This is a genomic window from Pseudoalteromonas sp. HF66 (assembly GCF_011806445.1).
Classification (GTDB): Bacteria; Pseudomonadota; Gammaproteobacteria; order Enterobacterales; family Alteromonadaceae; genus Pseudoalteromonas; species Pseudoalteromonas apostichopi.
In genome coordinates, this window is sequence record NZ_JAATOU010000012.1 from 111,506 (window position 1) to 136,671 (window position 25,166).

The window sequence follows — 25,166 nt, forward strand, 5'->3', positions numbered from 1 at the left end:
CGCCTTTTTAATCCTCAAGTTTTAGCTCTTCACCGTTACCTAGCAAAGTAGCAAGCCATCGCCCTTCTTGGCTGGTTTCTAAAGCAATTTTAACTATCATAGTTAATGGAACTGACAATAGCATACCAACTGTTCCCATCAACCAGCCCCAGAAAATCAACGATAAAAACACCACTAGCGTCGATAAGCCCAGCCCTTTCCCCATAAAGCGCGGTTCTACAATATTACCCATCACTGTGTTAATAACTAAATATCCACCAGCGATAAACCCTGCTACCAATGGGCCTTGCGTGATTAAAGCAAGTAACACAGCTGGTACTGCAGCAATAATAGAACCAATATTAGGAATATAGTTAAGCATAAACGCCACCACAGCCCAGAGCACAAAATAATCAACATTAAGTGCCCACAGCATGAATCCTGCAAGAACACCTGTGCCTAGACTAACCATTGTTTTTATGGCTAGATAAGAATTAATTGAATCTAAGAAACGGTCAACTTGCTGCATTTTCATTTCAGGGTCATCGAGTGCTAAATGCACTTTTTTGCTGAGCATTGGCCCTTCAAATAGCATAAACACGACAGTTAATATGATTAAAAACAGGTTCGCCATCACCCCACCTAACCCGGTGAGCATATTAGTTGCAACATCAATCATTTTACCTGGATCAAATAAAGAAATAATCTGCTCTTTATCAATCAAAATGTTATAGCTTGCAGCAACGTTAACCACCCAGACAAACTCTTCTTTGAGTTGTGCCTTGTACTCAGGTAAATTTTCTGAAAAATCGGTCATAGATTGCCCAACCAGACCGGCAAGGCTTATCCCTATACCGACAATCATCAGCATCACAAAAACCACAGCAATACCTTTAGGGATACCGTATTTGGCAAAGAAACGGATTAAGGGATTACAAATAATAGCGATAAAGGCCGCCAACACAAATGGAATAACAATCACACTTGCAGCTTTAATACCCGCTAAAACAACGACTAAAGCAGCAAATATTACTAAACTTTTATTTACACCAGTCAGGCTCGACAAAATAAAATCCTTGTTAACTTTTTTATCAGTGTAAGTGAAATACGCCGCAAAATAAATCACAAAGCTTCTGGCATAATTAATGCTCATTATACGTGCATAATTTGAACAATTTATGATACATATAAGTAAGCGTGCTAAAGAAGGAGCTTTATATGGCACATTTATCCGAACAAGAACTTACTTTTTTCAACCGTTTATTCGAGGCTGAAAACCTTGATGGCGATCCAACCGATACAAAAATGTCTGTTAGGCTCAACTTGCCAAATAAATTAAACGGCTTACTAGCAAATTCCAAACTAACTTTACTTGCCGAGGTGGGTATTTATCAGCTTTGGTTTCCACTTGAGTTTATCAATGACGAAAATGGCCAGCTGATACCCTTACTCAGTGCACCAGAAGTGATAGATACCAAAGGGATCGAACGCAGCTGGCGAACTCCTGATCTCGAAATACATACCGAGCAATTTCAAATATTGTCTTTATCAAGTACTGGCGTGTTACTCAAGCCTAAGCGTCAAGCTCCAGAGCTAAACAAAGACATATTACTCGCATTTGATTTACCTAGCAGAGATCACATTATTCTTAGTGTGAAGCCAATTCGAACCACTAGTAAAGGGATTGCAGGTAAGATCGTAAAGGTTTGCAAAGGTGAAGAGGAACTTCGTAGATACTTATTTGAGGCCCATAAGCACCATCACGCAAAGCTGTATGAGCAAGGTACCTTTACCACTGAACTTATCTAGTTGCAGTGACTTAACGGCTTAGATAAGCTTGGCGTTTTGCAGCAAGTCGAATAAGGTATTTTATGAGTTACCCTATAGGAACCCCAGGTAAACCGTGGAACGAAGCAGATAAAAAAGCATGGTTTAAATCACAGACAGTAAAACGTAGCTATATAGATGATGTTGTATCGCAATTAGAGTCTTTATCAATCGATTTCAATATTGAACAGTATGGTGCATTAAGTTACGACAGCGACAAGTACCCTCTTTACATTTTAAAGAGCAAGCAATGGCAAGCTGATAAACCGACAGTATTGGTTACCGGTGGCGTTCATGGCTATGAAACAAGTGGTGTGCATGGCGCATTAGCGTTTGCTAAGAACAAAGCTAAAGACTACTTTGCCGATTTTAATATTTTAGTAGCACCGTGTATCAGCCCGTGGGGTTATGAAACAATTAATCGCTGGAACCCTAATGCGACAGATCCAAACCGCTCATTCTACGCTGACAGCCCAGCTGAAGAGTCTGCAGCAATCATGCAGTATTTAGCTGACAATACCATTGCACCTTACGTGCATATCGACCTACATGAAACAACTGATACTGATAATAGTGAGTTTCGTCCTGCTCTTGCAGCACGTGATGCAACCACTCACGATAACTGGAACATCCCAGATGGCTTTTATCTCGTTGCTGATAGTGAACGTCCACATGACGCGTTTCAGGCAGCGATTATTAAGTCTGTTGAAAAAGTAACTCATATCGCACCTAGCGATGAGAATAACCAGTTGATTGGTGTACCGCAAACCCAATTGGGTGTTATTCATTACCAAGCGAAAAAACTCGGCTTATGTATGGGTTTCACTGATGCTGAATTTGTGACAACAACAGAAGTTTACCCTGATAGCCCACAGGCAAATGATGAAGTCTGTATTGATGCACAAGTAGCCTCGATTACCGGTGCATTGAACTATATTGTTAATAAATAGTTAGTTATATTTTAAATTTGGAGTAAATAAATAATTTACTCCAAACCACTTAAATAGATAAAACACACAAATAAAAAACTAAATTGAATTATTTATGTTTTTTAATAATTGTATATTAAATAACTAGACACATACATAGAATTGTATAAAATTCGCGCTCTTTTAATTCAAAAGGGAAGCAAATTGGAATTTAAGAATCACTATGGCAGTGTCAGTATCATCACTGATGGTCCAATTATAATTGGACAATTTTCTGGTAATATTAACGCACGTTTAGTCAATGACTTTGCAGTAGATATAAAAAAGCATATTTCTGATCTAGCTGGAAAGCCGTGGGCTTATATTAGTCATTCTACCCAATTACTTGCTACAACTCCTGAGGCCGAACGCGGGTTTATCCAATTGTTACGTGCTCTACAAAGCACTAACTGTGTCGCTACCGCATACATGTTTAGCTCATCAATTGTACTCAATCAAATGAAACGCATCATTGCACAAGCACAATCACCAATTCAGATAATGGACTGTTTATTTGATGATTTAGATAGCGCTAAAGCCCATGTGCTAAAGAAACTCGAATTTGCAGAAATGGCTTGTTAAAAACAAGCCATTTTCATTTTGGGGTTGGATTAATCTCGGTAAAACTTAGTCTCTTTAGTAATTGCGATATTGGCATCTTCTAATGCTTGAATGTGAAAACTGATAGGCGTTACTTTTGACTTTAAGTCATAGCCATCAGCAACCACAGTAACAGGTACTCGCTTCATCTGACCTGCTTCAACTTTGATAGTTTCAGGCAATTGTAAGCTTGCTTCTTCGATACCACTTATACCAATTGAATAACTCAAACTATGCTGCGTTTTATTGATGATTGATAAGGTATATGGATTCTCTACCAAGCCTTCAAAATTAACTCGGTACAGTGCATTACGGTCACGAATTACAGAGGCCTCGATTGGTGTGCGCATTGCCATCCACACAACCATCCCAACGACAAATAGCGCCGTCAAACCACCATAACCAAGAAGTTTTAGTCTAAATGGGTTGGTCGTTTTACCTTCCATTTGTTTTTCCGAGGCGTACTTGATCAGCCCTTTTTGATAGTTGAACTTTTCCATTGTGCTATCACAGGCATCAATACATAAACCACAGTTTATGCATTCATATTGCAAGCCATTACGAATATCTATACCAGCTGGACATACTTCTACACACAAATTACAGTCTACGCAGTCACCTAAGCCTAACTCTTTTGGATCGGCTTTACGCTTACGAGCACCGCGAGATTCTCCTCGCTCTTGATCGTACGTGACCACCAAGGTGTCTTTATCAAACATTACTGATTGAAAACGCGAATATGGGCAAGCAACAGTACACATTTTTTCACGCAAGAATCCCGCATTCCCATACGTACAAAATGCGAATAAAAATACCCAAAAGCTTACAATGCCAGACATTTCTAGGGTAAATAGGCTCATGTATAAAGACTTAGCCGGGATGAAATAAGCCATGAATGACATTGATGTGAGTAAAGAGATCACAAGCCAAGCGGCATGTTTAGTGATTTTCTTTTGCCATTTACTTGCTGACCAAGCTGTTTTATCAAGTTTAATACGCTGGTTTCGGTTACCTTCAACTTTGTGTTCAACCCAAGTGAACATAAGCATCCAGATTGTTTGCGGGCAAGTGTAACCACACCAAACACGACCTAGCCAGTTAGTGACGAAAAACAAAGCAAACGCACCAGTCATAAATAACATGGCTAAGATCATAAAATCTTGCGGTAACAACGTTAATCCAAACAGGGTAAATTTTTGACTTGCTACATCAAGTAATACGGCTTGTCGACCATCATATGGGATCCACGGAATAGCTATAAAAGTCAGCATCAGCACCCAGCCTAAGTAACGGCGGATACGTTGGAAATGCCCTTTTTGCTCTCGAATATAAATTGGCCCATCTTGGTTGTAGGGCTTGATGATTAAGTCTTGCTCTTTTATATCAAATTTCATTTTGCTACTTACTATTGTGTCGGTAATAACCTGACAGAGCAACTATCAGGCCAACAAAAAATAAAATCAACCCATTGATATAAAAGGGAAAATTTAAATTTAAGAATATTGAAATCGCGAAATATCACGAATGCTCGCGATATATTGCGAATTAGCGTTTTATAGCCAACTTTTTCATTTTTGACCTGAGGGTACTTTCTGGAAGACCCAGTAAAGTTGCAGCGCCATTATCACCTGATACTTGTCCGTTACAACGCTTAAGCACCTGGAGAATATGCTGTTTTTGTACAGCATCAAGCGAGACAACCTGCTCATCCGGTTGTTCATTATTCAACGGAGCAGAGAGTTGTAGTACAGACTGCTTAGATAAAATAGCTTCACGCTCAAGGATATTTTGTAATTCACGAATATTGCCAGGCCAATCATAGTTACCCAGCTTAGTGAGCGTTGCTTTGCTAAGCCCCATTAACTGCTTACCTAAGCGCTTATTAAGCTGAGTTATTATGTTTGCTGCTAAAAGTGGAATATCTTCTTTGCGTTCACGTAGAGCTGGCACACGAATAGGAAACACATTTAAGCGATAATACAAGTCCATTCGAAAGCTACCCTGCTCAACCATTTGCCACAGGTTTCGATTTGTTGCAGCTAACACGCGAATATCAACTTTTAAAGTTTGACTGCCACCAACTCTCTCAAACTCTTGTTCTTGTAGCACGCGCAGTAATTTACTTTGCACTTCTAATGGCAGCTCTGCCACTTCATCTAGAAATAAAGTCCCCTTGTCAGCTAATTCAAAACGCCCTTTTCTACGTTCATTTGCACCAGTAAATGCCCCTTTTTCATGACCAAATAGTTCAGACTCAATTAAATTAGCAGAAAACGCAGCACAATTGACCTTTATAAAAGGTTGCTCAGCACGGCTACTCAAGCGATGAAGGTTTCGTGCCACCAGCTCTTTACCCGTGCCGTTTTCACCTAAAATCAAAACTGTACTATTAGTTTGGCTTACCAAGGTAATTTGCTCGAGCATACTTTGGAATGAATGACTTTGACCAACCAAACCGGAATCTTGCCAATCTTCGTTTAACTCTGAAATAAGGTAAGCATTCTCAGCTTGTAGTTGCTCAGACAAGTGCTGAACTTGCGCTAGAGCGTCGCGCAATGCCACTTCTGTTTGCTGCTGTTTTGACACATCGCGAAAAATCGCGACCGCACCAATCAAGGCGCCATTTTTATAAACTGGGGTTGAAGTATACTCGACGGCAAAATAGCTACCATCTTTACGCCAGAAGACTTCATCGTTTACATGACGATGTTTACCATCGAACATAGTGCAATATATTTGGCATTCATCTGCGGGATATGGTGACCCATCTTTACGCGTATGGTGATGATATTGGTGTATTTTTTTACCAAGTAGCTCGTCTGCTTTCCAGCCTGTCATGCGCTCAGCGGCAGGGTTTACAAAAACCGCATTACCCGATAAATCGAAGCCATAGATCCCTTCACCAACTGCATTTAACAGTAACGTAGGGTCGTTTAAAAATTCCTTGATCATAGCAATTACTTGTTTCGCGAAATATCACGAGCAATTATGGCAAGGTTGAACTTGCTTAACAAGTAATTACAAAAAAGCGGCTCAAGGCCGCTTTAAAAATTTTTAATATTTTTTTATAGTCTAGGTACTAAGATAATTTCGCCCTGAGACACTTTCATATCTAATGGCAATTTGCTCAGTAGTGCAACTTTAGGGTCGTTCATATTTAATTTATAAACAGGGTTAACCGCTAAAAAGCCGTTAATCACTTGCATTGCTTGATCATCTAATAAGTTTAAGCTGCCCTTAAAACCCGCTGTATCTAAAGTTGTATCAACCAGTTTTACATTTCGTAAAAAGACCGCTTTTTTCTCGCTGTCATAAAATGGACTACCTTCGATTTGAAGCTTTAAGCGGACTGGATACTTAAGCGCGAAAGCTTTGATGACAGCACTAGAATCAGCCCCTAAAACCACCACATCACGCTTATCTGGGCCGACATTGACACTCAGATCGTTTACAGCAAAATCAACAGGTAAGCCCATCAGCTTAATCTGTTCACTTAGTTTTGGTAATTGATTAGCAAGGGCTGCTTCAATTTCTGAATTAGTAAACGAGTACACCGACATTCCTTGATCTGTACTTTTACATGCCCCTAAAAATAAACAGGTAAGTAGTAATAAAATTCTCATTGTTTTCCTCAAAAACACACGGAAAAAAACCGCTTCAAAAAGCGGTTTTATTCGTTAAATTGCAAATATTGTTTTAAGCCTTGCTAGTGTGTCAGCTGAAACTGAACCCTTACTGACTGCAAGTAATTGCTTTAAGTAATAATAAACATCTGCATGTTCACCACGGTGTTTATCATCTAACATCGCAACTTGCTCTGTCATACGTAACTGACTATCAGCTGACTCAACGCCTGCCAAAATTTCGATACGAGTTAAGAGCTGCGCAGCATTTAAGTTTGTCGTTAATGCAGCTTGGAATTGCGAAGGAAGTTCGCTGCCGCTCTCAAGAGCAGCAAATAAAGCCGTTAACTTAGACTGCTCTGCTTGCTTGCTAATGTGCGCTGTTTTTGCACTAATCGCTGTCTCTAACTGACTCACTCGTGCTGATAATGCTTTTGAGTACTCAAGTTCAGCCAGCTTCACTGTCAAATCTTTAAGCTGTGCAAGATGCACCACTGTTTCAAGTGCTGACTCAAGCTCACTCAACTGCGCTGCTGCAACTTCATCATTTTGCTGCTGTACTTGCTTTTGCTGTTCAAACTCGGCGCTGCGCTTTGCAAAGGTGTCGTCATTAACACGTCTAAATTGCTGCCATAAGGTATTTTCTGCTTTCATTCCTGCAAAGCCAATAGTTTGCCAAGTTTGTTGCAATACTTTGAGTTCTTGGCACGCAGACGCTAAATCATCGCTTTGAGATAACTGTGTTGCCTGCTCTACCAGCGCTGCTTTTTGCTCAGCATTTGCTTTATGGAAGGCAGCTAGCTGTGCTTGCACTAGTGATTGCGCAGCTTTGAATTGCGCTTGTAGTTCACGATACGTTTTAGGATCAACATTTCCTGCTGAGCGCCAAGCTTTAGCGGTACGATTGAACTTACTCTCAAACTGCTTCCAATCGAACTCGTCAGAAGACGTATCAAGATCTGTTAGCTCTTGCATTTGCTTGATTGTATCAAGACGCTGTGCCTTAGCTTGTTCTCGCTGTTGCTCTTGCTCAGCAAAATACTCACGACATGGTGCAAACAGCAACTCTATTTGCTGATCGAATAACTCACCTTGTTGTTTCTCTGCATCAGTGTCTAAACGGCCTAATTCATTCCAACGACGACGCAGCTGTTTAACTTGCTCAGCGCGTTGTTTAGGGTCTGTACATTCTGTTGCGGCTAATTCATTTACTTCAGCAAGTAATGCTTCACGCTTTGGTGCTGAAGCATATTTTTGCCAATCTTTTGCTTCTGCTAATTGCGCTTCCAAATCAGCTTTTAGGCTATTTAATGGCTGCTTGTAATACTCTGTTAGCGTAGCGTATAACTCTTCAAAACCTTTAAACACACCAAATGCAACATTAAAGCGCCCTTGGTCAATTAAGCGTTTTACATCACGTGCTTTACGCTTTGCTGTTTGTTGGTTCTTCTCAAACTTATTAGTAAGCGGTGCCATAGCTTGCTGCCAGCTATTTACTGCTTCAGCTAAATTTGCTTTAAAGCGACCTTGTAAGCGATTAGGAATACTTGCCAGCTTTTTACGTGCAAGTTTTTGCTGTTGTTCAAACTGCTGTTTCAGGCCGTCAAACTCGCTTTCTTCTTCTGTTGTCGCAACCGTGTTTAATTTATCAAATGCATCTTTAAACTCAGCGATAGCAGTAACTAGTTGCGGTAACTCTTCAACTTGGTTGAATAAATTTGTTAAGTGCTGTTTTACATCACGAACATTTTGGTTATTCGGTAGATTCGCCTCTGTTAACGCATCTTTTGCTTGTGCAACTTTAGCTTCAAGCCAGTCTTGCTGAATTTGTTCTGGCGTTTCTAAACCCAGTTGCAATGCATTTTCAATTTCTTCACCAATTGCTTCAAGGCTTGCTAATGCTAAGACCTGACGCTGTTGCTCAGCTAAAGCTTGCTGCGCCGCTTCATGCTCTTTGCTTAGTTGTGCAATATGAGACTCAAGCTTTTGCGTAATCGCTGAATACTTTTTATCAAGCGTGCTTACTTGCTCATCGCTTAACCATTTTAATTCAATAGCTTGCCACTGCTGTAATAACTCAGCTTGTTGCATTGATACCAACTGAAAATCATTTTTATCACGAAGTGCATTCAGCTTTGCTAATACTACACGTGTATCTGCTTCAACTTTTGCAGGCATTTCGTTTGCTAGGCGTTCATTTTCAAGGTAAGCGGCTAGCTGTGAATACGCTTCACCTTTTGCATGTTTAAGTAATGATTTAGCAAGTTGGTGACTAATGACAAGCTCAACAAGTTGCAATTGCAGTTCTTCGCGGCCTTCTTTAAAGGCTTTATCAATTAAACTTGGATTTGCTAAGCGTTTTAATAATTTAACCCGAACTTGAATTTCTTTTTCTGCAAACGCTAGTTTTTCAAGCGTTTTTACTGGTGCATAACGCTCAATAAACTCATTTTTGATGTTTGCATCTAGTTTGCTCTCAGTGTTTAACACCGCTTGGTTTATATGTTGCTCTGCAACGTCTTTAAGTGCTTGATCTTGTTTGTATGCTTGCCACCATAGAACAATATCATTGACTTTGTTCAGGGCTTTTTTACGGATCTCAGCAGAACTGTCTTCAAGAGCAATGCTATTTAAAATACTAAGGTCACGCTCTGTATCAAGACGTTCAACCGCAGCTAAACGAACTTGATTTTTAGGGTGCTTCCATTTTGGAGTAAACAGGTGTTTAAAGATCATTTTCACTAAACCTAGCTATTTCATTTTCTGATGCGAATTCTTTTTGCAATTGAGCTTTGCTCTTTTGCACCATTTCACCATTTGCGCCAATGGTAAACTGCTCATTGCTTTGCGAAACTTTAGCTTGATAAAGCATCACGAGTTGAACGGTTTGTTGTTTTTGCTCTTCAGACAAAGGCGTGCCATCAGGCCACTTACCGGTTGAGGCACCATACTGAAGACGTTCAAATACTTCTGGGGTGATATTTTTAACGATATGATCAATATTCATGTTACTTTTTCTTTTTTAAAACAACTAAATAGATGCGACTTACGAGATACCATACAAAACCGACTGCCATTGCCGATGTATAAGCATACCACTCAAGAGACTTTGCTTCGGGGTGCATAAAGTAATAACAGAAAAAGCCCCCTAAAAATAAAATCAGTGCGAGGAAAGACTGATTCATAAACTTTTGTTGTCTACGAATACGCGTTTCTTTTTGCATTTGCTGCAATTGCTCATTGCTTAGATCGGTGACTTGGCATTCACAATGCGGGCATTGTTTATGTTTGTCAGATATTGGTTTTGCACACTGCGGGCAACTAATAATCGCCATATCTTTCTCCATACTACGCATAAAAAAGGCGCCTTAAGGCGCCCTTTATTGTACTTGTTTTATGAGTCGATGTCTTATTTGAATTTCATTCATTTGTGAAGATTCGAAAACCTGCACAATTAAATCCATCACAAAAACTCAAAATCCTGATTTATTGTTTCTGTTTCGCCTTTTCAGCTAGACGCTTTTCCCAGAAAGTAGCATTTTTAATGCCTAATTTAACTGGGTCAAAAGTGATTTCACCACCGGCTTTCTTTTGGTCTTCATAATCACGTAAACAACTAAGAGCAGGTTTAGCGACAAAGAAAATAGCCAAGATACCAACAATATTGATCCACGCCATTAAACCAACACCTATATCACCAATATTCCAGATATAGCCTGAGCTATTCACCATCCCATAAGCCACCATAAACATAATAACTAGCTTTACGATAACTAACGGAATATTGCCTTTGAAATAACGGTTTAAATAAGCAACATTGGTTTCAGCAATATAGTAATAAGCAAGAATTGTGGTAAATGCGAAGAAGAATAAAGCAATACCAACAAATGCTTCGCCAAAGCCACCGAATACACTAAATAATGCCATTTGCGTGAAAGCAGCAGAGCCTACTTCAGTTGCAGCATCAACGTTTTGAACAATGAATTGACCTGCAGGTAACTCACCAACAATGTTGTATTGTTTAGTGATTAGAATCATTAGCGCTGTTGCTGTACATACAAAGATAGTATCAACATAAACAGAGAATGCTTGTACTAAGCCTTGTTGTGCTGGGTGATCTACTTCAGCAGCTGATGCTGCATGTGGGCCGGTACCTTGACCTGCCTCATTTGAGTAAATACCACGTTTAACACCCCAACCAATTGCTGCGCCAAAGCCAGCTTGAGCTGTGAAGGCATCAGATAAAATCATTGAGAAAATACCCGGTACTTTATCTAGGTTTAAGAACACCACTATTAAAGCTAACACGATGTAACCTAACGCCATAAATGGCACTACAATTTGGGTGAAGTTTGCGATACGTTTAATACCGCCAAAGATAATAAATGCCAGCACAATTAAGATGATTGCAAGGGCTACTAACTTGAAGCTACCTACTTCACCAAAACTGGTGCTAACCAGTGTACCTTCACCGAAAACTTGAGTGAATGCATTACCTACCGCATTAGCTTGAACGCCTGGAAGGAATACACCACAGGCGATAATCGCTGATACCGCGAATAATACGGCTAGCCACTTTTGTTGTAAGCAACGGTCGAAGTAATATGCAGGACCACCACGATATTGGCCGTCTTCTTCTGATTTATAAATCTGACCAAGTGTTGACTCTGCATACGCAGTACTTGCGCCTAAAAACGCAACAATCCACATCCAGAAAATCGCACCTGGACCACCAAAGCCAATTGCTGCAGCAACCCCAGCAATATTACCTACACCTACACGGCCAGATAACGATACAGCTAGCGCTTGAAATGAAGAAATACCCGTATCTGAATTATTTGAGCTTAGCAATAATTTACACATTTCTTTGAAATGTCTAACTTGTGCGAATCGGGTTAAAACGGAATAAAACAGACCTGCACCTAGACATAAATAAATGAGTGCACTACTCCAAATTATGTCATTAACGGCGCTTACTAAAGCTTCCATGGATATCCTCTATGATTATATTTTTTATTGTTAGTTACGATACTCAGCGTGAGCTTGTGAGAATGCGCGACACTATGACTGTGAGAAATAAAAAAATGAGATTTTGGTACTTCTCAGTTGAACATATTGAATATTAACTTAAACCAACCAAGTTTGTTAACAGTTAATTTTCAATATGACAAATGTACCCACCTAGTTAACATTCGATGCATCTTGCTCTACACCATCATTTTTCAGTCTACAGATACAATTACGGGCATCAGTTTTGCTGATGCCCGTAAGGTTCGTTATCTTAATTTATCAACCACGTTAACGATAGCCGCTAACGTATCTTGACCAAATTGATACGAGCGACGATCTGACCAGCCGTAATCTGGATCTGGTAAATCATCGTTATCTTTAAATGGCATCTCTACCGTGTAAGCTAATGCATTAAATTCATGCGCGACAGCAGAAGAACCGACAGTTAAGTTAGCCTGGCCCGGCTCATCTTTTGGATAACCATGTTCGTCTTGGAACTCAGGCGTCACAGTTAAAAGCGCAGCTTTAAAGCTATCTTCTAAATCTTTTAAGCGATCATCGTAAGCTGGAATACCTTCGCTACCAGCAACAAAGTTATATGGAATTGCTTCGTCACCATGAATATCTAAGTGCATATCAAGACCCGTTTCACGCATTTTGTTAAGCACTAAGAAAACTTCAGGGCTATTTTCCATGCTCGGTGTTTGCCATTCACGGTTCAAATTGACACCTTTAGCGTTAGTACGTAAGTGACCACGCACACTGCCATCTGGGTTCATGTTTGGCACGATATAGAATACAGCCTTAGATAATAGTGCAGCAGCATGCGGGTCTTCATCATCAAGTAATTTATGAAGTAATCCTTCAACATACCACTCTGCCATTGTTTCGCCTGGGTGTTGACGCGCCGTGATCCAGATTTTCTTCTTCTCACTGCTAGGAATACCCACACGTAATACACTCATGTCACGACCATCAAGTGTTTCACCTAATGTTTCTAATTCACACGCATGCTGGCTTTGTGCCCATGCAAGTAAATCTAAGTGACGGTCATAGCTGTAAGGTGCAAAGTAAGCAAAATACATACTTCTACACTCAGGCTCAACTTCAAATGATAGTGTGCCGTTTGCGTACTCAGACGGAACACGGAACCACGTTTGACGGTCGTATGATGCAACTGTGTGATAACCCTCCCAGCCATCAGGATAGGCTGAATTTTCTAGATTATTAATATGTAATTTATGGTTTTGAAACGCAGTTGTTTCAAGACGAAAGTGAAACCACTGGAAAAAATCAGACTGATTGTCTTTATTAATTTCTAATTGAATGTTCAGTGGATCAACGGCTTCAATAACCTTGATATTACCACTATCAAAATTGCTGGTGATTTTCATTTTATAAACCTATTGGTTAAATATAATTCTTAGCTACTCGCTTATTAGTTAAGAATTAAGCCAACGCTCTGTAGTTAGAACGTTTTGTTAGTAATATGGTGTAGACCCTAAACAGCCTATCACATGCAGAAAATTTGCAAAAACTTTCACGACTAAAAAAGCCAGCATAATGCTGGCTTCTTGAATCTGTATAGTTTAGGTATTAGCGAGGTAAACTTGGGAAAGTTACTTCAGCCATATCACGCATACAGCGTACTACCTGACAGCTATAACCAAACTCATTATCGTACCAAACGTAAAGCACAACACGGTTGTCATCTACGATTGTCGCTTGTGAATCAACAACACCTGCGTAACGACTACCCACTAAGTCAGTCGATACGATTTCAGTAGACGCTGTGTAATCGATTTGGTCACGAAGATCTGAGTAAAGTGCAGTTTCACGTAAGAAAGCATTTAGTTCTTCAACATTTGTACCTTTTTCAAGGTTTAAGTTCAAGATAGCCATTGATACGTTTGGTGTAGGAACACGGATAGCGTTACCCGTTAGTTTACCTTCAAGCTCTGGTAAAGCTTTAGAAACTGCTTTAGCAGCACCTGTTGAAGTGATAACCATGTTAAGTGCAGCAGCACGGCCACGACGTTCAGCTTTGTGGTAGTTATCAATTAAGTTTTGGTCATTGGTGTATGAGTGAACAGTTTCAACGTGACCGTTTTTGATACCAAACTTATCGTTAAGCGCTTTTAACGTTGGCGTAATAGCATTGGTCGTACAGCTAGCCGCACATACAATTTTATCTTCAGGTTTGATATCTTGGTTGTTTACACCGTATACGATGTTTTTGATGTTACCTTTAGCTGGTGCAGTTAATAATACTTTTGCCGCGCCTTTTGCTTCTAAGTGCTGACCAAGGCCTGCTTCGTCTTTCCAGATACCCGTGTTGTCAACAACTAGTGCATTTTCGATACCGTAAGCAGTGTAATCAACTTCGCTTGGTGAGTTAGCGTAGATAACTTGAATGTAGCTACCGTTAGCTTTAATTGCGTTGCGCTCTTTATCAATTGTAATAGAGCCATTAAATGGGCCATGGATAGAGTCACGACGAAGTAAGCTTGCACGCTTCTCTAGGTCGCCGTCTTTACCACCACGTACAACGATTGCACGTAAACGCAGGTCTGCGTAAGGGCCAGATTTTTCGATTAATAGACGTGCTAATAAACGACCGATACGCCCAAAACCGTATAACACAACATCACGTGGCTCTTTGCGCTCAGAGTTTGCGATTTCTGCGAGTTCGTCAGTTAAGTACTCTTCAACTGAACGACCTTTTGCAGCATCTGTAAACAAATAACCATACGCTAGTTTACCAATATCGATACGTGCAGAGTTTAAGTCCATTTTGCTAATTGCTTCTAAGAAAGGGAAGCTTTCACGTAAACGTAGTTTGGTACCTTCAAACTGAGCAACTGTTTTATGCGCTTTGATGATATCGATTGTACTGGCATTAACGAGAGGACGGCCATATACAGCGATTTCGATACCACGATTACGGTAAAGTCTACCAATAATAGGTTGCATACTTTCTGCGTAATCTTGACGTTCTTGCCAGCTACTTGTGTATTCTAACTCGTGAGATGAGGTCATTTTTTTTACCTAATTAAACAATTTTGAACGGATAGCCTTAAAAAATGTGCTGTGATTTGAGAGCAACACATCTCAGGCAGGGGTATTCTAATTTAAACTCAAACGATTCTCCACTGTTACAGAACAAATCATTGCGCTAGAATAAAGTAGTACAAATTAAGTTGAGGTTAAGGAATGTTATTAAGAGCAAGTGTGTTGCTTGGTTTATTGGCATTAGCAGGCTGTGAAGATCCACTTACACTGGCAAAAGTGTGCGACGAAACACCTGGCTTCTGTAGTGATTTGAATAAAGACAGTCACTGTAAAGAGCAACGTGCCGAAGTTATCATTCAACGTTACGTTGAATATAAGTCACCAACAGACGAGAACAAATACCAATTATTAAAGGATTTTGAGAAATACGATCAATGTGTGTCTCTTGCCGCCAAGATTGAGCATATAAAACTAAAAGAAAAAACCACGTCTCGCGTTGAAGGCCATTTAACGAGCATTAAAGAAATGACGCGAATTTTTCAAGATACCAAAAATACTGACCACCCAGGTTTGTTGTATTACCATTGGTCACGTAATAATGACCAATCTGCATTAACTAAGTTACTCGCCCTTGAAGAAAAACAAGATAAACGCGTCACTGAAGATGCCGAAATGCAGTTTTTCTTAGCGAGCTACTACGTGAAGTTTGATGATGAAAAAACCATTGATTTGCTTTACAAAACGCTAGAGCTAAATAAAGCAGGTGCAACACCCAACCCTGAGATCTACCCTACTCTCGTGAGCTTATTCTACAAACATGAAAAGTATAAGCATGCCTACACCTTTGCACGTGTAGCACAATTATCAGGGTATGAAGATGTCGATATTTTACCTATTGAGCATCAACTCGCTGCCGCAGGTAAAAGCTTAGACAGCTTAGATGATTTAGCACAAAAAACCTACGACAGTATCCAAGGAGGAAACTTCGTATCACCACGCGGTTTTTAGCTTTTGATAGCTCGCAAGTAAATACTTAAACAAATAAAAAAGGCAGCTAACGCTGCCTTTTCTTATTTTGCTTTGCTTGTACCAACTTCTACACGAGTTTTTAGCTTCTGACCTGGTCTAAAAGTCACAACTCGGCGCGCCGAAATAGGAATATCTTCACCTGTTTTCGGATTGCGGCCTGGACGTTCTTTTTTATCTCGAAGATCAAAGTTACCAAATCCAGAGAGCTTAACCTGCTCGCCTTTTTCTAGCGCTGAGCGGATTTCTTCAAAAAACGCTTCAACTAAATCTTTGGCATCTTTTTTATTGATCCCGAGTTTTTCAAATAGGTGTTCAGCTATGTCGGCTTTAGTAAGCGCCATATCTAGTCCCTCAACGATGCGTTAAATTGTTCGGCCAGTGCGGCCACCACATTATCAACTACTTGATTGATATCTTTCTCTTCGAGCGTTCTATCAACCGCTTGCAGTGTTAGAGCAATCGCCAAACTCTTATAATTTGGCTCAATACCTTTGCCCTTATACACATCGAATAAGTTTAGGTCAACCAATTGATTTCCGCCAACTTTTTCTATGACATTTAAAATATCGCCAGATTTTACGTGATCTTCCACTAAAATCGCGATATCACGGCGGTTTGACGGGAATTTCGACACTGCCACTGCTTCTGGTAATTTTCTTTTTTCTAGTGCAGACATTTCGAATTCAAACACAAATGCTGTGTTATTGATATCTAGTGACTTTTGCACTTGTGGGTGCACTGCACCAAAAAAACCTACTTTTTTACCATCAACATAAATAACGGCTGATTGGCCTGGGTGTAAGCCATCAGACTGCTCTGCTTTTATCTCAAAACGTGATGAATCGTTACTAATTGCTAAAAGTGCTTCAACATCACCTTTTAAGTCATAGAAATCAACGCTACGCTTTTCTTGAACCCAATGTTCACCGTGTGCAAGACCAGAGATTACACCACCAATGACAGCAACTTGGTTTACACCGTTTTCAGCATTTTCCTCACGTAAGAATTTAAGGCCATGCTCAAATAAACGTACGCGTGGTTGCTGACGATTTTGGTTGTAAACTAGTGACGCTAATAGACCCGGCATTAAGCTCACACGCATTGCTGACATTTCAACCGAAATTGGGTGTGGTAATACAAGCGCATCACTTTGCGGATGTAAAATTGCTTGTGCTTTTGGATCAACGAAGCTGTAAGTAATTGCTTCTTGGTAACCACGTGTTACAAGTGTATTGCGGAATTTAGTTACCGCAACATGAGACTCGTCATGGTTAGTCATTTTTAATTTAGCAGTTGGTGCAACGTTAGGAATGCTGTTATAGCCGTAAACACGCGCAACTTCTTCAATTAAATCTTCTTCAATACGAATATCAAAACGGTAACTCGGTACGTCAGCGCTCCATACACCATCAACAATTTTCACATCTAAACCTAAACGCGTTAGGATGTCAGTCACTTTTGCATCATCAATGTGGTGGCCAATTACACGGTCTAAACGCTCACGGCGTAAACGCACTTCTGTCACTTTTGGTAATTTATCAGTGGCTACTGCTTCAACTACAGGGCCAGCTTCACCGCCGACAATCTCAAGTAGTAATGCAGTCGCACGTTCCATAGCATCTTTTTGTAGTGCAAAATCAACACCACGCTCGTAGCGATGTGATGCATCAGTGTGTAAGCCGTAACTACGTGCTTGACCTGCAATAGCGACAGGGTTAAAGAATGCGCTTTCTAATAAGATGTCTGATGTTGCTTCAGTCACACCTGACTTTTCACCACCAAAAATACCTGCAATGGCAAGTGCTTTGTTGTGATCAGCAATCACAAGTGTAGACTCGTTAAGTTTTGCAGTGTTGCCATCTAGTAAAACTAACTCTTCACCCGCGTTTGCGCTACGTACTTTAATGCCACCTTCAATCGCATTTAAATCAAATGCATGCATTGGGTGACCAAGCTCTAGTAACACGTAGTTTGTAACATCAACTACCGGGTCAATTGAGCGAATGCCACTGCGACGAAGTTTTTCTACCATCCAAAGTGGTGTTTCTGCATCAAGGTTGATACCTTTGATTACACGACCTAAATAACGAGGACACGCTTCATCATTTACAAGCTCAATCGATACTTTGTCGTCAATCGTTGCAGCAACTGGTGTGATTTCAAGTGTATTTACATCAACACTGTTAAGTACGCCCACTTCACGCGCCAGACCTTTGATACCTAAACAATCACCACGATTTGGTGTTAAGTCAACATCAATAATGTTGTCGTCTAGGCTCAAGTATTCACGTAAATCAGTGCCGATTGGTGCATCACTTGGTAATTCCATGATGCCATCGCCTTCTTCGCTGATACCTAACTCAACGAATGCGCAAAGCATACCATGCGAAGGTTGACCACGAAGTTTGGCTTTTTTGATTTTAAAATCGCCTGGCAATACAGCGCCTACAGTAGCAACCGCTACTTTTAAACCTTGACGACAATTAGGTGCGCCACAAACGATATCAAGTAGCTCATCACCACCTACGTTTACTTTCGTCACACGTAACTTATCAGCATCAGGGTGTTGACCACATTCAACAACTTCACCTACAACAACGCCTGTAAACTCCGCAGCCGCTGGCTCAACACCATCAACTTCAAGACCAGCCATTGATAACTGTTCCGAAAGAGCCTGCGTGTCGATTGCTGGGTTAACCCACTCTCTTAACCACTTTTCACTAAATTTCATTTTATATCTTCACTCTTAACGGAACTGGTTTAGGAATTTTAAATCGTTTTCGAAAAATGCACGTAGGTCGTTTACGCCGTAGCGCAACATGGTTAAACGCTCAACACCCATACCGAATGCGAAGCCAGTGTATTTTTCTGGATCAATACCCACTGATTTAAGAACGTTAGGGTGAACCATGCCACAGCCTAATACCTCTAACCACTTGCCGTTTTTACCCATAACATCAACTTCAGCTGATGGCTCAGTAAATGGGAAGTAAGAAGGACGGAAACGAATTTCCATGTCTTCTTCAAAAAAGTTGCGTAAGAAGTCGTGCAGAATACCTTTTAACTCAGTGAAGCTTACATCTGTGTCAACCATTAAGCCTTCGACTTGATGGAACATTGGCGTGTGTGTTTGGTCATAATCATTACGGTAAACACGGCCTGGAGAGATGATACGCAGTGGTGGCTGTTCAGTTTCCATGGTACGAATTTGTACACCACTTGTCTGCGTACGTAACACAAGTTTTGGGTTGAAATAGAAAGTATCATGATCAGCACGCGCTGGATGGTGCTCAGGAATATTTAGCGCATCGAAGTTATGAAAATCATCTTCAACTTCAGGACCTGATTTAACCGCAAAACCTAACTCACCAAAAAAGCTTTCTATACGTTCAATTGTACGAGTTACTGGGTGTAAGCCACCTGTAGGCATAACACGACCCGGTAAAGTTACGTCGATCGTTTCTGCCGCTAGCTTCTCTTCAAGAGCCTTACTTGCTAGTAACTCACGCTTTTCGTTTATCGCTGTTTGTACTTCTTGTTTTGCTTGGTTAATCACTTGACCCGCTTCTTTACGCTCTTCAGGGGCAATCTTGCCAAGCGTTTTAAGTAAGTTGGTGATTTCACCTTTTTTACCAAGGTAATTAACCCTGATATCTTCTAATTGCGCGATTTCATTCGCACTGGCAACAGCCTCTAGTGCTTGCGCTAAAATATTTTCTAAGTTCATTGAGTACCTGGTCTTTCACAGAAGGATTTTTGTAATAGCTAATGATAACTGAAAGCAAGGACTAGATTCTAGCCCTACTAAAGCTTTAACGTTGATTTTATAAAAGGAATTGTTAATTTTCTTTGTGCAGCCATTGAGGCATGGTCAAGTTTATCTAAAACATCTAATAATGCGCGCATATCACGGCTTAATCGCGTTAATAAAAAGCGTGCACATTCTTCGGTAAGTTCAAGACCACGCATGTGAGCACGTCGAACTAAAGCTTCGGCTTTGTCATCATCACTCATTGAGCGAATTTGCAATGTCGTGCCCCATTTCAAACGAGATACTAAATCAGGTAAATTAATATGCAACATATCGGGTAATAAATCAGCTGTTACAACAAGGTATTTACCAGGCTCATTGAACCGATTGAAAAAGTTAAATAATCCCTTTTCCCATACATCATTTCCGGCCACCAGGTGCACATCATCAATACATAGCACATCAAGATTTTCGAGGCCTTCAAGTACAACAGGACCATAATCAATCACTTCACGCATCGAAAGCAGCATAGTTGATAAGCCACGCTCTTGTGCGTGAATACAGGTAGCATACAAAAGGTGTGACTTGCCAGAATCACCTAATCCACATAAGTAGGTATATTGAAATTTATTACTAAGCTTTGTAAACGCATCTTTAAGGTGACTAACTTCAAGAGAATTTTCGCCACCAAAATAAGAAGTAAATGTTTCATCATCAGGCAAAGTAACTGGCAATGCCATTTGCATTGGTTCTTGCACTGTGATTAAAGCCCCTTCCATTGATATTCAAGTTCGTCTTTGTTGACTACCTGATAAAAGTCTCGAGGATCCTGATGGGCTTTAAAGGCAGTATCAAGCTCTAACGCTTTTCTGAAATCATTCATGCTGCCAGTATGATTTACTGTAAATTGCACTGCATCTGGAGTACGTACAGATATCACTGCTCGTGTAACAACACTTAAGCTTTCTAAGCGGCGTTTAGCGAATTCAATATCTACGAAGTTATTAATGCCTTTAAGATAAAAGGTAGCTGTAGCTACTTGGCCAATCATTGTAGGATCGATTGCATACTCTTGTGCTAAACCGCCCGCTAAACTGTCAATCATATCAGCAACAATTTGCTGCTTATCACCCATCAAACGATTAGTATCAAATAATTCTGCATTAGTAAAACGCCAATCAAGGATCCACGTTTCTGAATCAGCCTGTTGATACATTCTTGCGGTAATACTGCGCTCTGCGCTGTAACGGCTGGAAGCTTGTTCGACGGGCTCAGAAAAGTTACCCCATACTTCAGGAATGCCAACGATAGCGCGGTCTTGCAAATCTAGTAATGGTACAACTACAGGTAAACCACGACGATCCGCTTTGTCATAAATAAGTTGCTCAAGCTGCGGATACGACTCTTGTGTAACTAGTTCACGACGCCAATTATCTTCAATCGCTAACCAAATAGCCACTAATGGACGACGCGTGCCCCACAATGGCAAGCCTAGATCTTTAAGCAATGCATTAATTTTGTTAGCTTCAAACTTAACAACCAGATTTAAACTACCATCTGCTTTTTCGTCATATTCAAATTTGAGCATATAATCTGAAATGTCGCGGATACGCTGTTTAGCTACAGAGTTTTGATCAGCGCTTGTATCACCACTCACTTTCACCAATACATTTAGCAGCGCTTCACGACTTGCTGCCAAACGAGCATCACGTGATTTGTCCGCAACTTTGAGGGTATCTTGATATAAATTAGTCACTTCAACTGCAAAGCTTGAAGCACTCGAAAAAAATAATAATAAACAAATAAGTAATCTAGACACAGGCCATTAGTTCTTGCTTTTAAACTGATTTGATCCTAAATCAAAGCCATAAACAAAGCAAAGTTAATTTAATGAACGGCAGATGAGCGAATTGGGAGTTGCAAGAATAAAGCTTTAAGTCTAATCGTAGCCATGCATGTTTTATTATGGGCTTAATTCAGCACTGAAGTGCCTCCTACAAAGTTTTGTTGCTGAGGGAGTCTCTGCACTATACAACCCCACATTTCAGCTGACGGCTGAAAACTGACAGCTCCAGACGCAAAAAAGCCCGACTCTTTCGAATCGGGCTTTCTTTAATTTGGAGCCTGGCAATGTCCTACTTTCACATGGCAAATGCCACACTATCATCGGCGCTGTTTCGTTTCACTACTGAGTTCGGCATGGGGTCAGGTGGGTCCAAAACGCTATTGTCACCAAGCAAATTTGGGTCGTTAATCGCCTTAGCAATCAACTAAAATCTGGAATTCTGATATCAAGTAAATGTCTACTTTAGTTTCTTAACTTCTGTCTGTTACGCTGTCACAAAACGCGTTTGGCGTTGTATGGTTAAGCCTCACGGGTAATTAGTACAGGTTAGCTTAATGGCTCGCACCACTTCCACATCCTGCCTATCAACGTTGTAGTCTTCAACGGCCCTTCAGAGACTTTAAAAGTCTAGTGAGAACTCATCTCGAGGCCTGCTTCGCGCTTAGATGCTTTCAGCGCTTATCAGTTCCGAACGTAGCTACCGGGCAGTGCCATTGGCATGACAACCCGAACACCAGCGGTTCGTTCACTCCGGTCCTCTCGTACTAGGAGCAACCCCTCTCAATTCTCAAACGCCCACGGCAGATAGGGACCGAACTGTCTCACGACGTTCTAAACCCAGCTCGCGTACCACTTTAAATGGCGAACAGCCATACCCTTGGGACCGACTTCAGCCCCAGGATGTGATGAGCCGACATCGAGGTGCCAAACACCGCCGTCGATATGAACTCTTGGGCGGTATCAGCCTGTTATCCCCGGAGTACCTTTTATCCGTTGAGCGATGGCCCTTCCATTCAGAACCACCGGATCACTATGACCTACTTTCGTACCTGCTCGACGTGTCTGTCTCGCAGTTAAGCTGGCTTCTACCATTACACTAACCGTACGATGTCCGACCGTACTTAGCCAACCTTCGTGCTCCTCCGTTACTCTTTGGGAGGAGACCGCCCCAGTCAAACTACCCACCAGGCACTGTCCGTAATCCCGATTAGGGACCAACGTTAGAACATCAAAACTACAAGGGTGGTATTTCAAGGACGGCTCCACAAAGACTAGCGTCTCTGCTTCAAAGCCTCCCACCTATCCTACACATGTAGGTTCAATGTTCAGTGCCAAGCTGTAGTAAAGGTTCACGGGGTCTTTCCGTCTAGCCGCGGGTACACAGCATCTTCACTGCGATTTCAATTTCACTGAGTCTCGGGTGGAGACAGCGTGGCCATGGTTACACCATTCGTGCAGGTCGGAACTTACCCGACAAGGAATTTCGCTACCTTAGGACCGTTATAGTTACGGCCGCCGTTTACCGGGGCTTCGATCAAGAGCTTCGTCCGAAAACTAACCCCATCAATTAACCTTCCGGCACCGGGCAGGTGTCACACCGTATACGTCATCTTGCGATTTTGCACAGTGCTGTGTTTTTAATAAACAGTCCCAGCCACCTGGTCACTGCGGCTCCCGTCCGCTTAGAGAGCAAGTCTCATCACAGATAGGAGCGTACCTTCTCCCGAAGTTACGGTACGATTTTGCCTAGTTCCTTCACCCGAGTTCTCTCAAGCGCCTTAGTATTCTCTACCTGACCACCTGTGTCGGTTTGGGGTACGATTCGGTATAATCTGAAGCTTAGAGGCTTTTCCTGGAAGTATGGCATCAACAACTTCACACCCTTGGGTGCTCGTCTCGTGTCTCAGTCTTAAGAGTCCGGATTTTCCTAAACTCTCAACCTACTCACTTTCACATGGACAACCAACGCCATGCTTGTTTAGCCTGCTCCGTCCCCCCATCGCAATTATACCAAGTACGGGAATATTAACCCGTTTCCCATCGACTACGCCTTTCGGCCTCGCCTTAGGGGTCGACTTACCCTACCCTGATTAACATGGGATAGGAACCCTTGGTCTTCCGGCGTGCGGGTTTTTCACCCGCATTATCGTTACTCATGTCAGCATTCGCACTTCTGATACCTCCAGCATACCTCCCGGTACACCTTCAACGGCTTACAGAACGCTCCCCTACCACTCAAAATAAATTTTGAATCCGCAGCTTCGGTGCATAGTTTAGCCCCGTTACATCTTCCGCGCAGACCGACTCGACCAGTGAGCTATTACGCTTTCTTTAAAGGATGGCTGCTTCTAAGCCAACCTCCTGGCTGTCTGGGCCTTTCCACATCGTTTCCCACTTAACTATGACTTTGGGACCTTAGCTGGCGGTCTGGGTTGTTTCCCTCTTCACGACGGACGTTAGCACCCGCCGTGTGTCTCCCGGATAGTACTTTACGGTATTCGGAGTTTGCAAAGGGTTGGTAAGTCGGGATGACCCCCTAGCCTTAACAGTGCTCTACCCCCGTAAGTATTCGTCCGAGGCTCTACCTAAATAGATTTCGGGGAGAACCAGCTATCTCCCGGTTTGATTAGCCTTTCACTCCTAGCCACAGGTCATCCCCTAACTTTTCAACGTTAGTGGGTTCGGTCCTCCAGTTGATGTTACTCAACCTTCAACCTGCCCATGGCTAGATCACCGGGTTTCGGGTCTATACCTTGCAACTAAACGCGCAGTTAACGCTCGCTTTCACTACGGCTACCCTAATCGGTTAACCTCGCTACAAAATATAAGTCGCTGACCCATTATACAAAAGGTACGCAGTCACCCTCGAAGGGCTCCTACTGCTTGTACGTACACGGTTTCAGGTTCTATTTCACTCCCCTCACAGGGGTTCTTTTCGCCTTTCCCTCACGGTACTGGTTCACTATCGGTCAGTTGGGAGTATTTAGCCTTAGATGATGGTCCACCTATATTCAGTCAAAGTTTCACGTGCTCCGACCTACTCGATTTCACTTAAGATGCATTTTCGTGTACGGGACTATCACCCTGTATCGTCAAACTTTCCAGAATGTTTCACTAACACATAATAAGCTTAAGGGCTGGTCCGGTTTCGCTCGCCGCTACTTCCGGAATCTCGGTTGATTTCTGTTCCTACGGGTACTTAGATGTTTCAGTTCTCCGCGTTCGCCTCGTTAACCTATGTATTCAGTTAACGATACCTGCAAGCAGGTGGGTTTCCCCATTCGGAAATCCTAGTCTCAAGCGCTTTTTACTAGCTTGACTAGGCTTATCGCAAGTTAATACGTCCTTCATCGCCTCCAACTGCCAAGGCATCCACCGTGTACGCTTAGTCACTTAACCATACAACCCAAACGGGTCTTTGTTAGTGACAGCTGTTAACTTCGCCAGAAGTTAATTCATCAAATAATGATGAGAATACTAAAGTAGATACCAATTAATCTTTCGATTAATGGCATATTTTT

The 25,166-nt window shown here is 41.5% G+C and carries 19 protein-coding genes and 2 rRNA genes; 4 read left to right on the forward strand and 17 right to left on the reverse strand.

All coding sequences use genetic code 11. The features are described 5' to 3' along the window. Positions 1 to 7: 7 nt before the first annotated feature. Complete coding sequence (locus tag HCZ11_RS13205; RefSeq protein WP_130051784.1) at positions 8 to 1,045, reverse strand: AI-2E family transporter; 1,038 nt, start codon at positions 1,043 to 1,045, stop codon at positions 8 to 10. A gap of 152 nt (positions 1,046 to 1,197) precedes the next feature. On the opposite strand from HCZ11_RS13205, the gene HCZ11_RS13210 reads away from it, so the two are divergent. The 3 genes from HCZ11_RS13210 to HCZ11_RS13220 all read left to right on the forward strand — a co-directional run bounded on the left by HCZ11_RS13210 (position 1,198) and on the right by HCZ11_RS13220 (position 3,356). Continuing rightward, entirely contained in the window at positions 1,198 to 1,788 is a 591-nt protein-coding gene (locus tag HCZ11_RS13210; protein WP_130051785.1) for a hypothetical protein, read from the forward strand. Between the two features lie 62 nt (positions 1,789 to 1,850). Beyond that, on the forward strand, positions 1,851 to 2,756 hold the full coding sequence (locus tag HCZ11_RS13215) for a M14 family metallocarboxypeptidase (RefSeq protein ID WP_167658626.1): 906 nt from the start codon (positions 1,851 to 1,853) through the stop codon (positions 2,754 to 2,756). A 183-nt stretch (positions 2,757 to 2,939) separates the two neighbouring features. Continuing rightward, positions 2,940 to 3,356: a hypothetical protein gene (locus HCZ11_RS13220; protein WP_130051787.1), complete on the forward strand. Its 417-nt coding sequence runs from the start codon at positions 2,940 to 2,942 to the stop codon at positions 3,354 to 3,356. Positions 3,357 to 3,385: 29 nt separating this feature from the next. On the opposite strand, the gene ccoG is transcribed toward HCZ11_RS13220, so the two are convergent. The 9 genes from ccoG to HCZ11_RS13265 form a co-directional block, all read right to left on the reverse strand. After that, complete coding sequence (gene ccoG, locus HCZ11_RS13225; protein WP_130051788.1) at positions 3,386 to 4,768, reverse strand: cytochrome c oxidase accessory protein CcoG; 1,383 nt, start codon at positions 4,766 to 4,768, stop codon at positions 3,386 to 3,388. 151 nt (positions 4,769 to 4,919) lie between these two features. Beyond that, on the reverse strand, positions 4,920 to 6,326 hold the full coding sequence (locus HCZ11_RS13230) for a sigma-54-dependent Fis family transcriptional regulator (RefSeq protein ID WP_167658627.1): 1,407 nt from the start codon (positions 6,324 to 6,326) through the stop codon (positions 4,920 to 4,922). A gap of 113 nt (positions 6,327 to 6,439) precedes the next feature. Further along, positions 6,440 to 6,997, reverse strand: a complete 558-nt coding sequence (locus HCZ11_RS13235) for a DUF1439 domain-containing protein (RefSeq protein ID WP_130051790.1) — start codon at positions 6,995 to 6,997, stop codon at positions 6,440 to 6,442. A 54-nt stretch (positions 6,998 to 7,051) separates the two neighbouring features. After that, complete coding sequence (locus tag HCZ11_RS13240) at positions 7,052 to 9,733, reverse strand: DUF349 domain-containing protein (RefSeq protein ID WP_167658628.1); 2,682 nt, start codon at positions 9,731 to 9,733, stop codon at positions 7,052 to 7,054. After that, on the reverse strand, positions 9,723 to 10,004 hold the full coding sequence (locus HCZ11_RS13245; RefSeq protein WP_054561213.1) for a YeaC family protein: 282 nt from the start codon (positions 10,002 to 10,004) through the stop codon (positions 9,723 to 9,725). The genes HCZ11_RS13240 and HCZ11_RS13245 overlap by 11 nt, the downstream gene beginning before the upstream one ends. A 1-nt stretch (position 10,005) precedes the next feature. After that, positions 10,006 to 10,332 (reverse strand): hypothetical protein, encoded by a 327-nt coding sequence (locus tag HCZ11_RS13250; RefSeq protein ID WP_130052303.1) that lies wholly within the window; start codon positions 10,330 to 10,332, stop codon positions 10,006 to 10,008. A 151-nt stretch (positions 10,333 to 10,483) separates the two neighbouring features. Further along, positions 10,484 to 11,986, reverse strand: a complete 1,503-nt coding sequence (locus HCZ11_RS13255; protein ID WP_130051793.1) for a sodium:alanine symporter family protein — start codon at positions 11,984 to 11,986, stop codon at positions 10,484 to 10,486. A 287-nt stretch (positions 11,987 to 12,273) separates the two neighbouring features. After that, positions 12,274 to 13,401 carry a M14-type cytosolic carboxypeptidase gene (locus HCZ11_RS13260; RefSeq protein WP_167658629.1) on the reverse strand — a complete coding sequence of 376 codons (1,128 nt, stop codon included), beginning with the start codon at positions 13,399 to 13,401 and terminating at the stop codon, positions 12,274 to 12,276. A gap of 202 nt (positions 13,402 to 13,603) precedes the next feature. Then, on the reverse strand, positions 13,604 to 15,046 hold the full coding sequence (locus tag HCZ11_RS13265) for a glyceraldehyde-3-phosphate dehydrogenase (RefSeq protein WP_167658630.1): 1,443 nt from the start codon (positions 15,044 to 15,046) through the stop codon (positions 13,604 to 13,606). A 174-nt stretch (positions 15,047 to 15,220) separates the two neighbouring features. Between HCZ11_RS13265 and HCZ11_RS13270 the strand changes: the two genes are divergently transcribed. Next, positions 15,221 to 16,027: a DUF2989 domain-containing protein gene (locus HCZ11_RS13270; RefSeq protein WP_130051796.1), complete on the forward strand. Its 807-nt coding sequence runs from the start codon at positions 15,221 to 15,223 to the stop codon at positions 16,025 to 16,027. Positions 16,028 to 16,089: 62 nt separating this feature from the next. Here the strand turns inward: HCZ11_RS13270 and ihfA are convergent, their stop codons facing one another. From ihfA to HCZ11_RS13305, 7 genes are all read right to left on the reverse strand, one after another. Then, complete coding sequence (gene ihfA / locus HCZ11_RS13275; RefSeq protein WP_002960690.1) at positions 16,090 to 16,389, reverse strand: integration host factor subunit alpha; 300 nt, start codon at positions 16,387 to 16,389, stop codon at positions 16,090 to 16,092. Between the two features lie 2 nt (positions 16,390 to 16,391). Beyond that, a complete protein-coding gene (pheT, locus tag HCZ11_RS13280; RefSeq protein ID WP_167658631.1) occupies positions 16,392 to 18,779 on the reverse strand; it encodes a phenylalanine--tRNA ligase subunit beta in 2,388 nt (795 codons plus the stop codon). Positions 18,780 to 18,794: 15 nt separating this feature from the next. Continuing rightward, a complete protein-coding gene (gene pheS / locus HCZ11_RS13285; RefSeq protein ID WP_062568835.1) occupies positions 18,795 to 19,775 on the reverse strand; it encodes a phenylalanine--tRNA ligase subunit alpha in 981 nt (326 codons plus the stop codon). A gap of 77 nt (positions 19,776 to 19,852) precedes the next feature. Then, on the reverse strand, positions 19,853 to 20,563 hold the full coding sequence (gene hda / locus HCZ11_RS13290) for a DnaA regulatory inactivator Hda (protein WP_178927468.1): 711 nt from the start codon (positions 20,561 to 20,563) through the stop codon (positions 19,853 to 19,855). Beyond that, complete coding sequence (locus tag HCZ11_RS13295; protein ID WP_167658632.1) at positions 20,563 to 21,618, reverse strand: DUF2066 domain-containing protein; 1,056 nt, start codon at positions 21,616 to 21,618, stop codon at positions 20,563 to 20,565. Before HCZ11_RS13295 ends, hda begins: the two co-directional genes overlap by 1 nt. Before the next feature lie 303 nt (positions 21,619 to 21,921). Then, a 5S ribosomal RNA gene (rrf, locus tag HCZ11_RS13300) occupies positions 21,922 to 22,036 on the reverse strand. Between the two features lie 124 nt (positions 22,037 to 22,160). Further along, a 23S ribosomal RNA gene (locus HCZ11_RS13305) occupies positions 22,161 to 25,044 on the reverse strand. Between the last annotated feature and the right edge of the window lie 122 nt (positions 25,045 to 25,166).

What these genes read in the sequence shown, in the direction of transcription:
- HCZ11_RS13210 (WP_130051785.1), top strand. Translation starts at nt 1,198, where the DNA reads ATGGCACATTTATCCGAACAAGAACTTACTTTTTTCAACCGTTTATTC.
- HCZ11_RS13215 (WP_167658626.1), top strand. Translation starts at nt 1,851, where the DNA reads ATGAGTTACCCTATAGGAACCCCAGGTAAACCGTGGAACGAAGCAGAT.
- ccoG (WP_130051788.1), bottom strand. Translation starts at nt 4,768, where the DNA reads ATGAAATTTGATATAAAAGAGCAAGACTTAATCATCAAGCCCTACAAC.
- HCZ11_RS13230 (WP_167658627.1), bottom strand. Translation starts at nt 6,326, where the DNA reads ATGATCAAGGAATTTTTAAACGACCCTACGTTACTGTTAAATGCAGTT.
- HCZ11_RS13235 (WP_130051790.1), bottom strand. Translation starts at nt 6,997, where the DNA reads ATGAGAATTTTATTACTACTTACCTGTTTATTTTTAGGGGCATGTAAA.
- HCZ11_RS13240 (WP_167658628.1), bottom strand. Translation starts at nt 9,733, where the DNA reads ATGATCTTTAAACACCTGTTTACTCCAAAATGGAAGCACCCTAAAAAT.
- HCZ11_RS13245 (WP_054561213.1), bottom strand. Translation starts at nt 10,004, where the DNA reads ATGAATATTGATCATATCGTTAAAAATATCACCCCAGAAGTATTTGAA.
- HCZ11_RS13250 (WP_130052303.1), bottom strand. Translation starts at nt 10,332, where the DNA reads ATGGCGATTATTAGTTGCCCGCAGTGTGCAAAACCAATATCTGACAAA.
- HCZ11_RS13255 (WP_130051793.1), bottom strand. Translation starts at nt 11,986, where the DNA reads ATGGAAGCTTTAGTAAGCGCCGTTAATGACATAATTTGGAGTAGTGCA.
- HCZ11_RS13260 (WP_167658629.1), bottom strand. Translation starts at nt 13,401, where the DNA reads ATGAAAATCACCAGCAATTTTGATAGTGGTAATATCAAGGTTATTGAA.
- HCZ11_RS13265 (WP_167658630.1), bottom strand. Translation starts at nt 15,046, where the DNA reads ATGACCTCATCTCACGAGTTAGAATACACAAGTAGCTGGCAAGAACGT.
- HCZ11_RS13270 (WP_130051796.1), top strand. Translation starts at nt 15,221, where the DNA reads ATGTTATTAAGAGCAAGTGTGTTGCTTGGTTTATTGGCATTAGCAGGC.
- ihfA (WP_002960690.1), bottom strand. Translation starts at nt 16,389, where the DNA reads ATGGCGCTTACTAAAGCCGACATAGCTGAACACCTATTTGAAAAACTC.
- pheT (WP_167658631.1), bottom strand. Translation starts at nt 18,779, where the DNA reads ATGAAATTTAGTGAAAAGTGGTTAAGAGAGTGGGTTAACCCAGCAATC.
- pheS (WP_062568835.1), bottom strand. Translation starts at nt 19,775, where the DNA reads ATGAACTTAGAAAATATTTTAGCGCAAGCACTAGAGGCTGTTGCCAGT.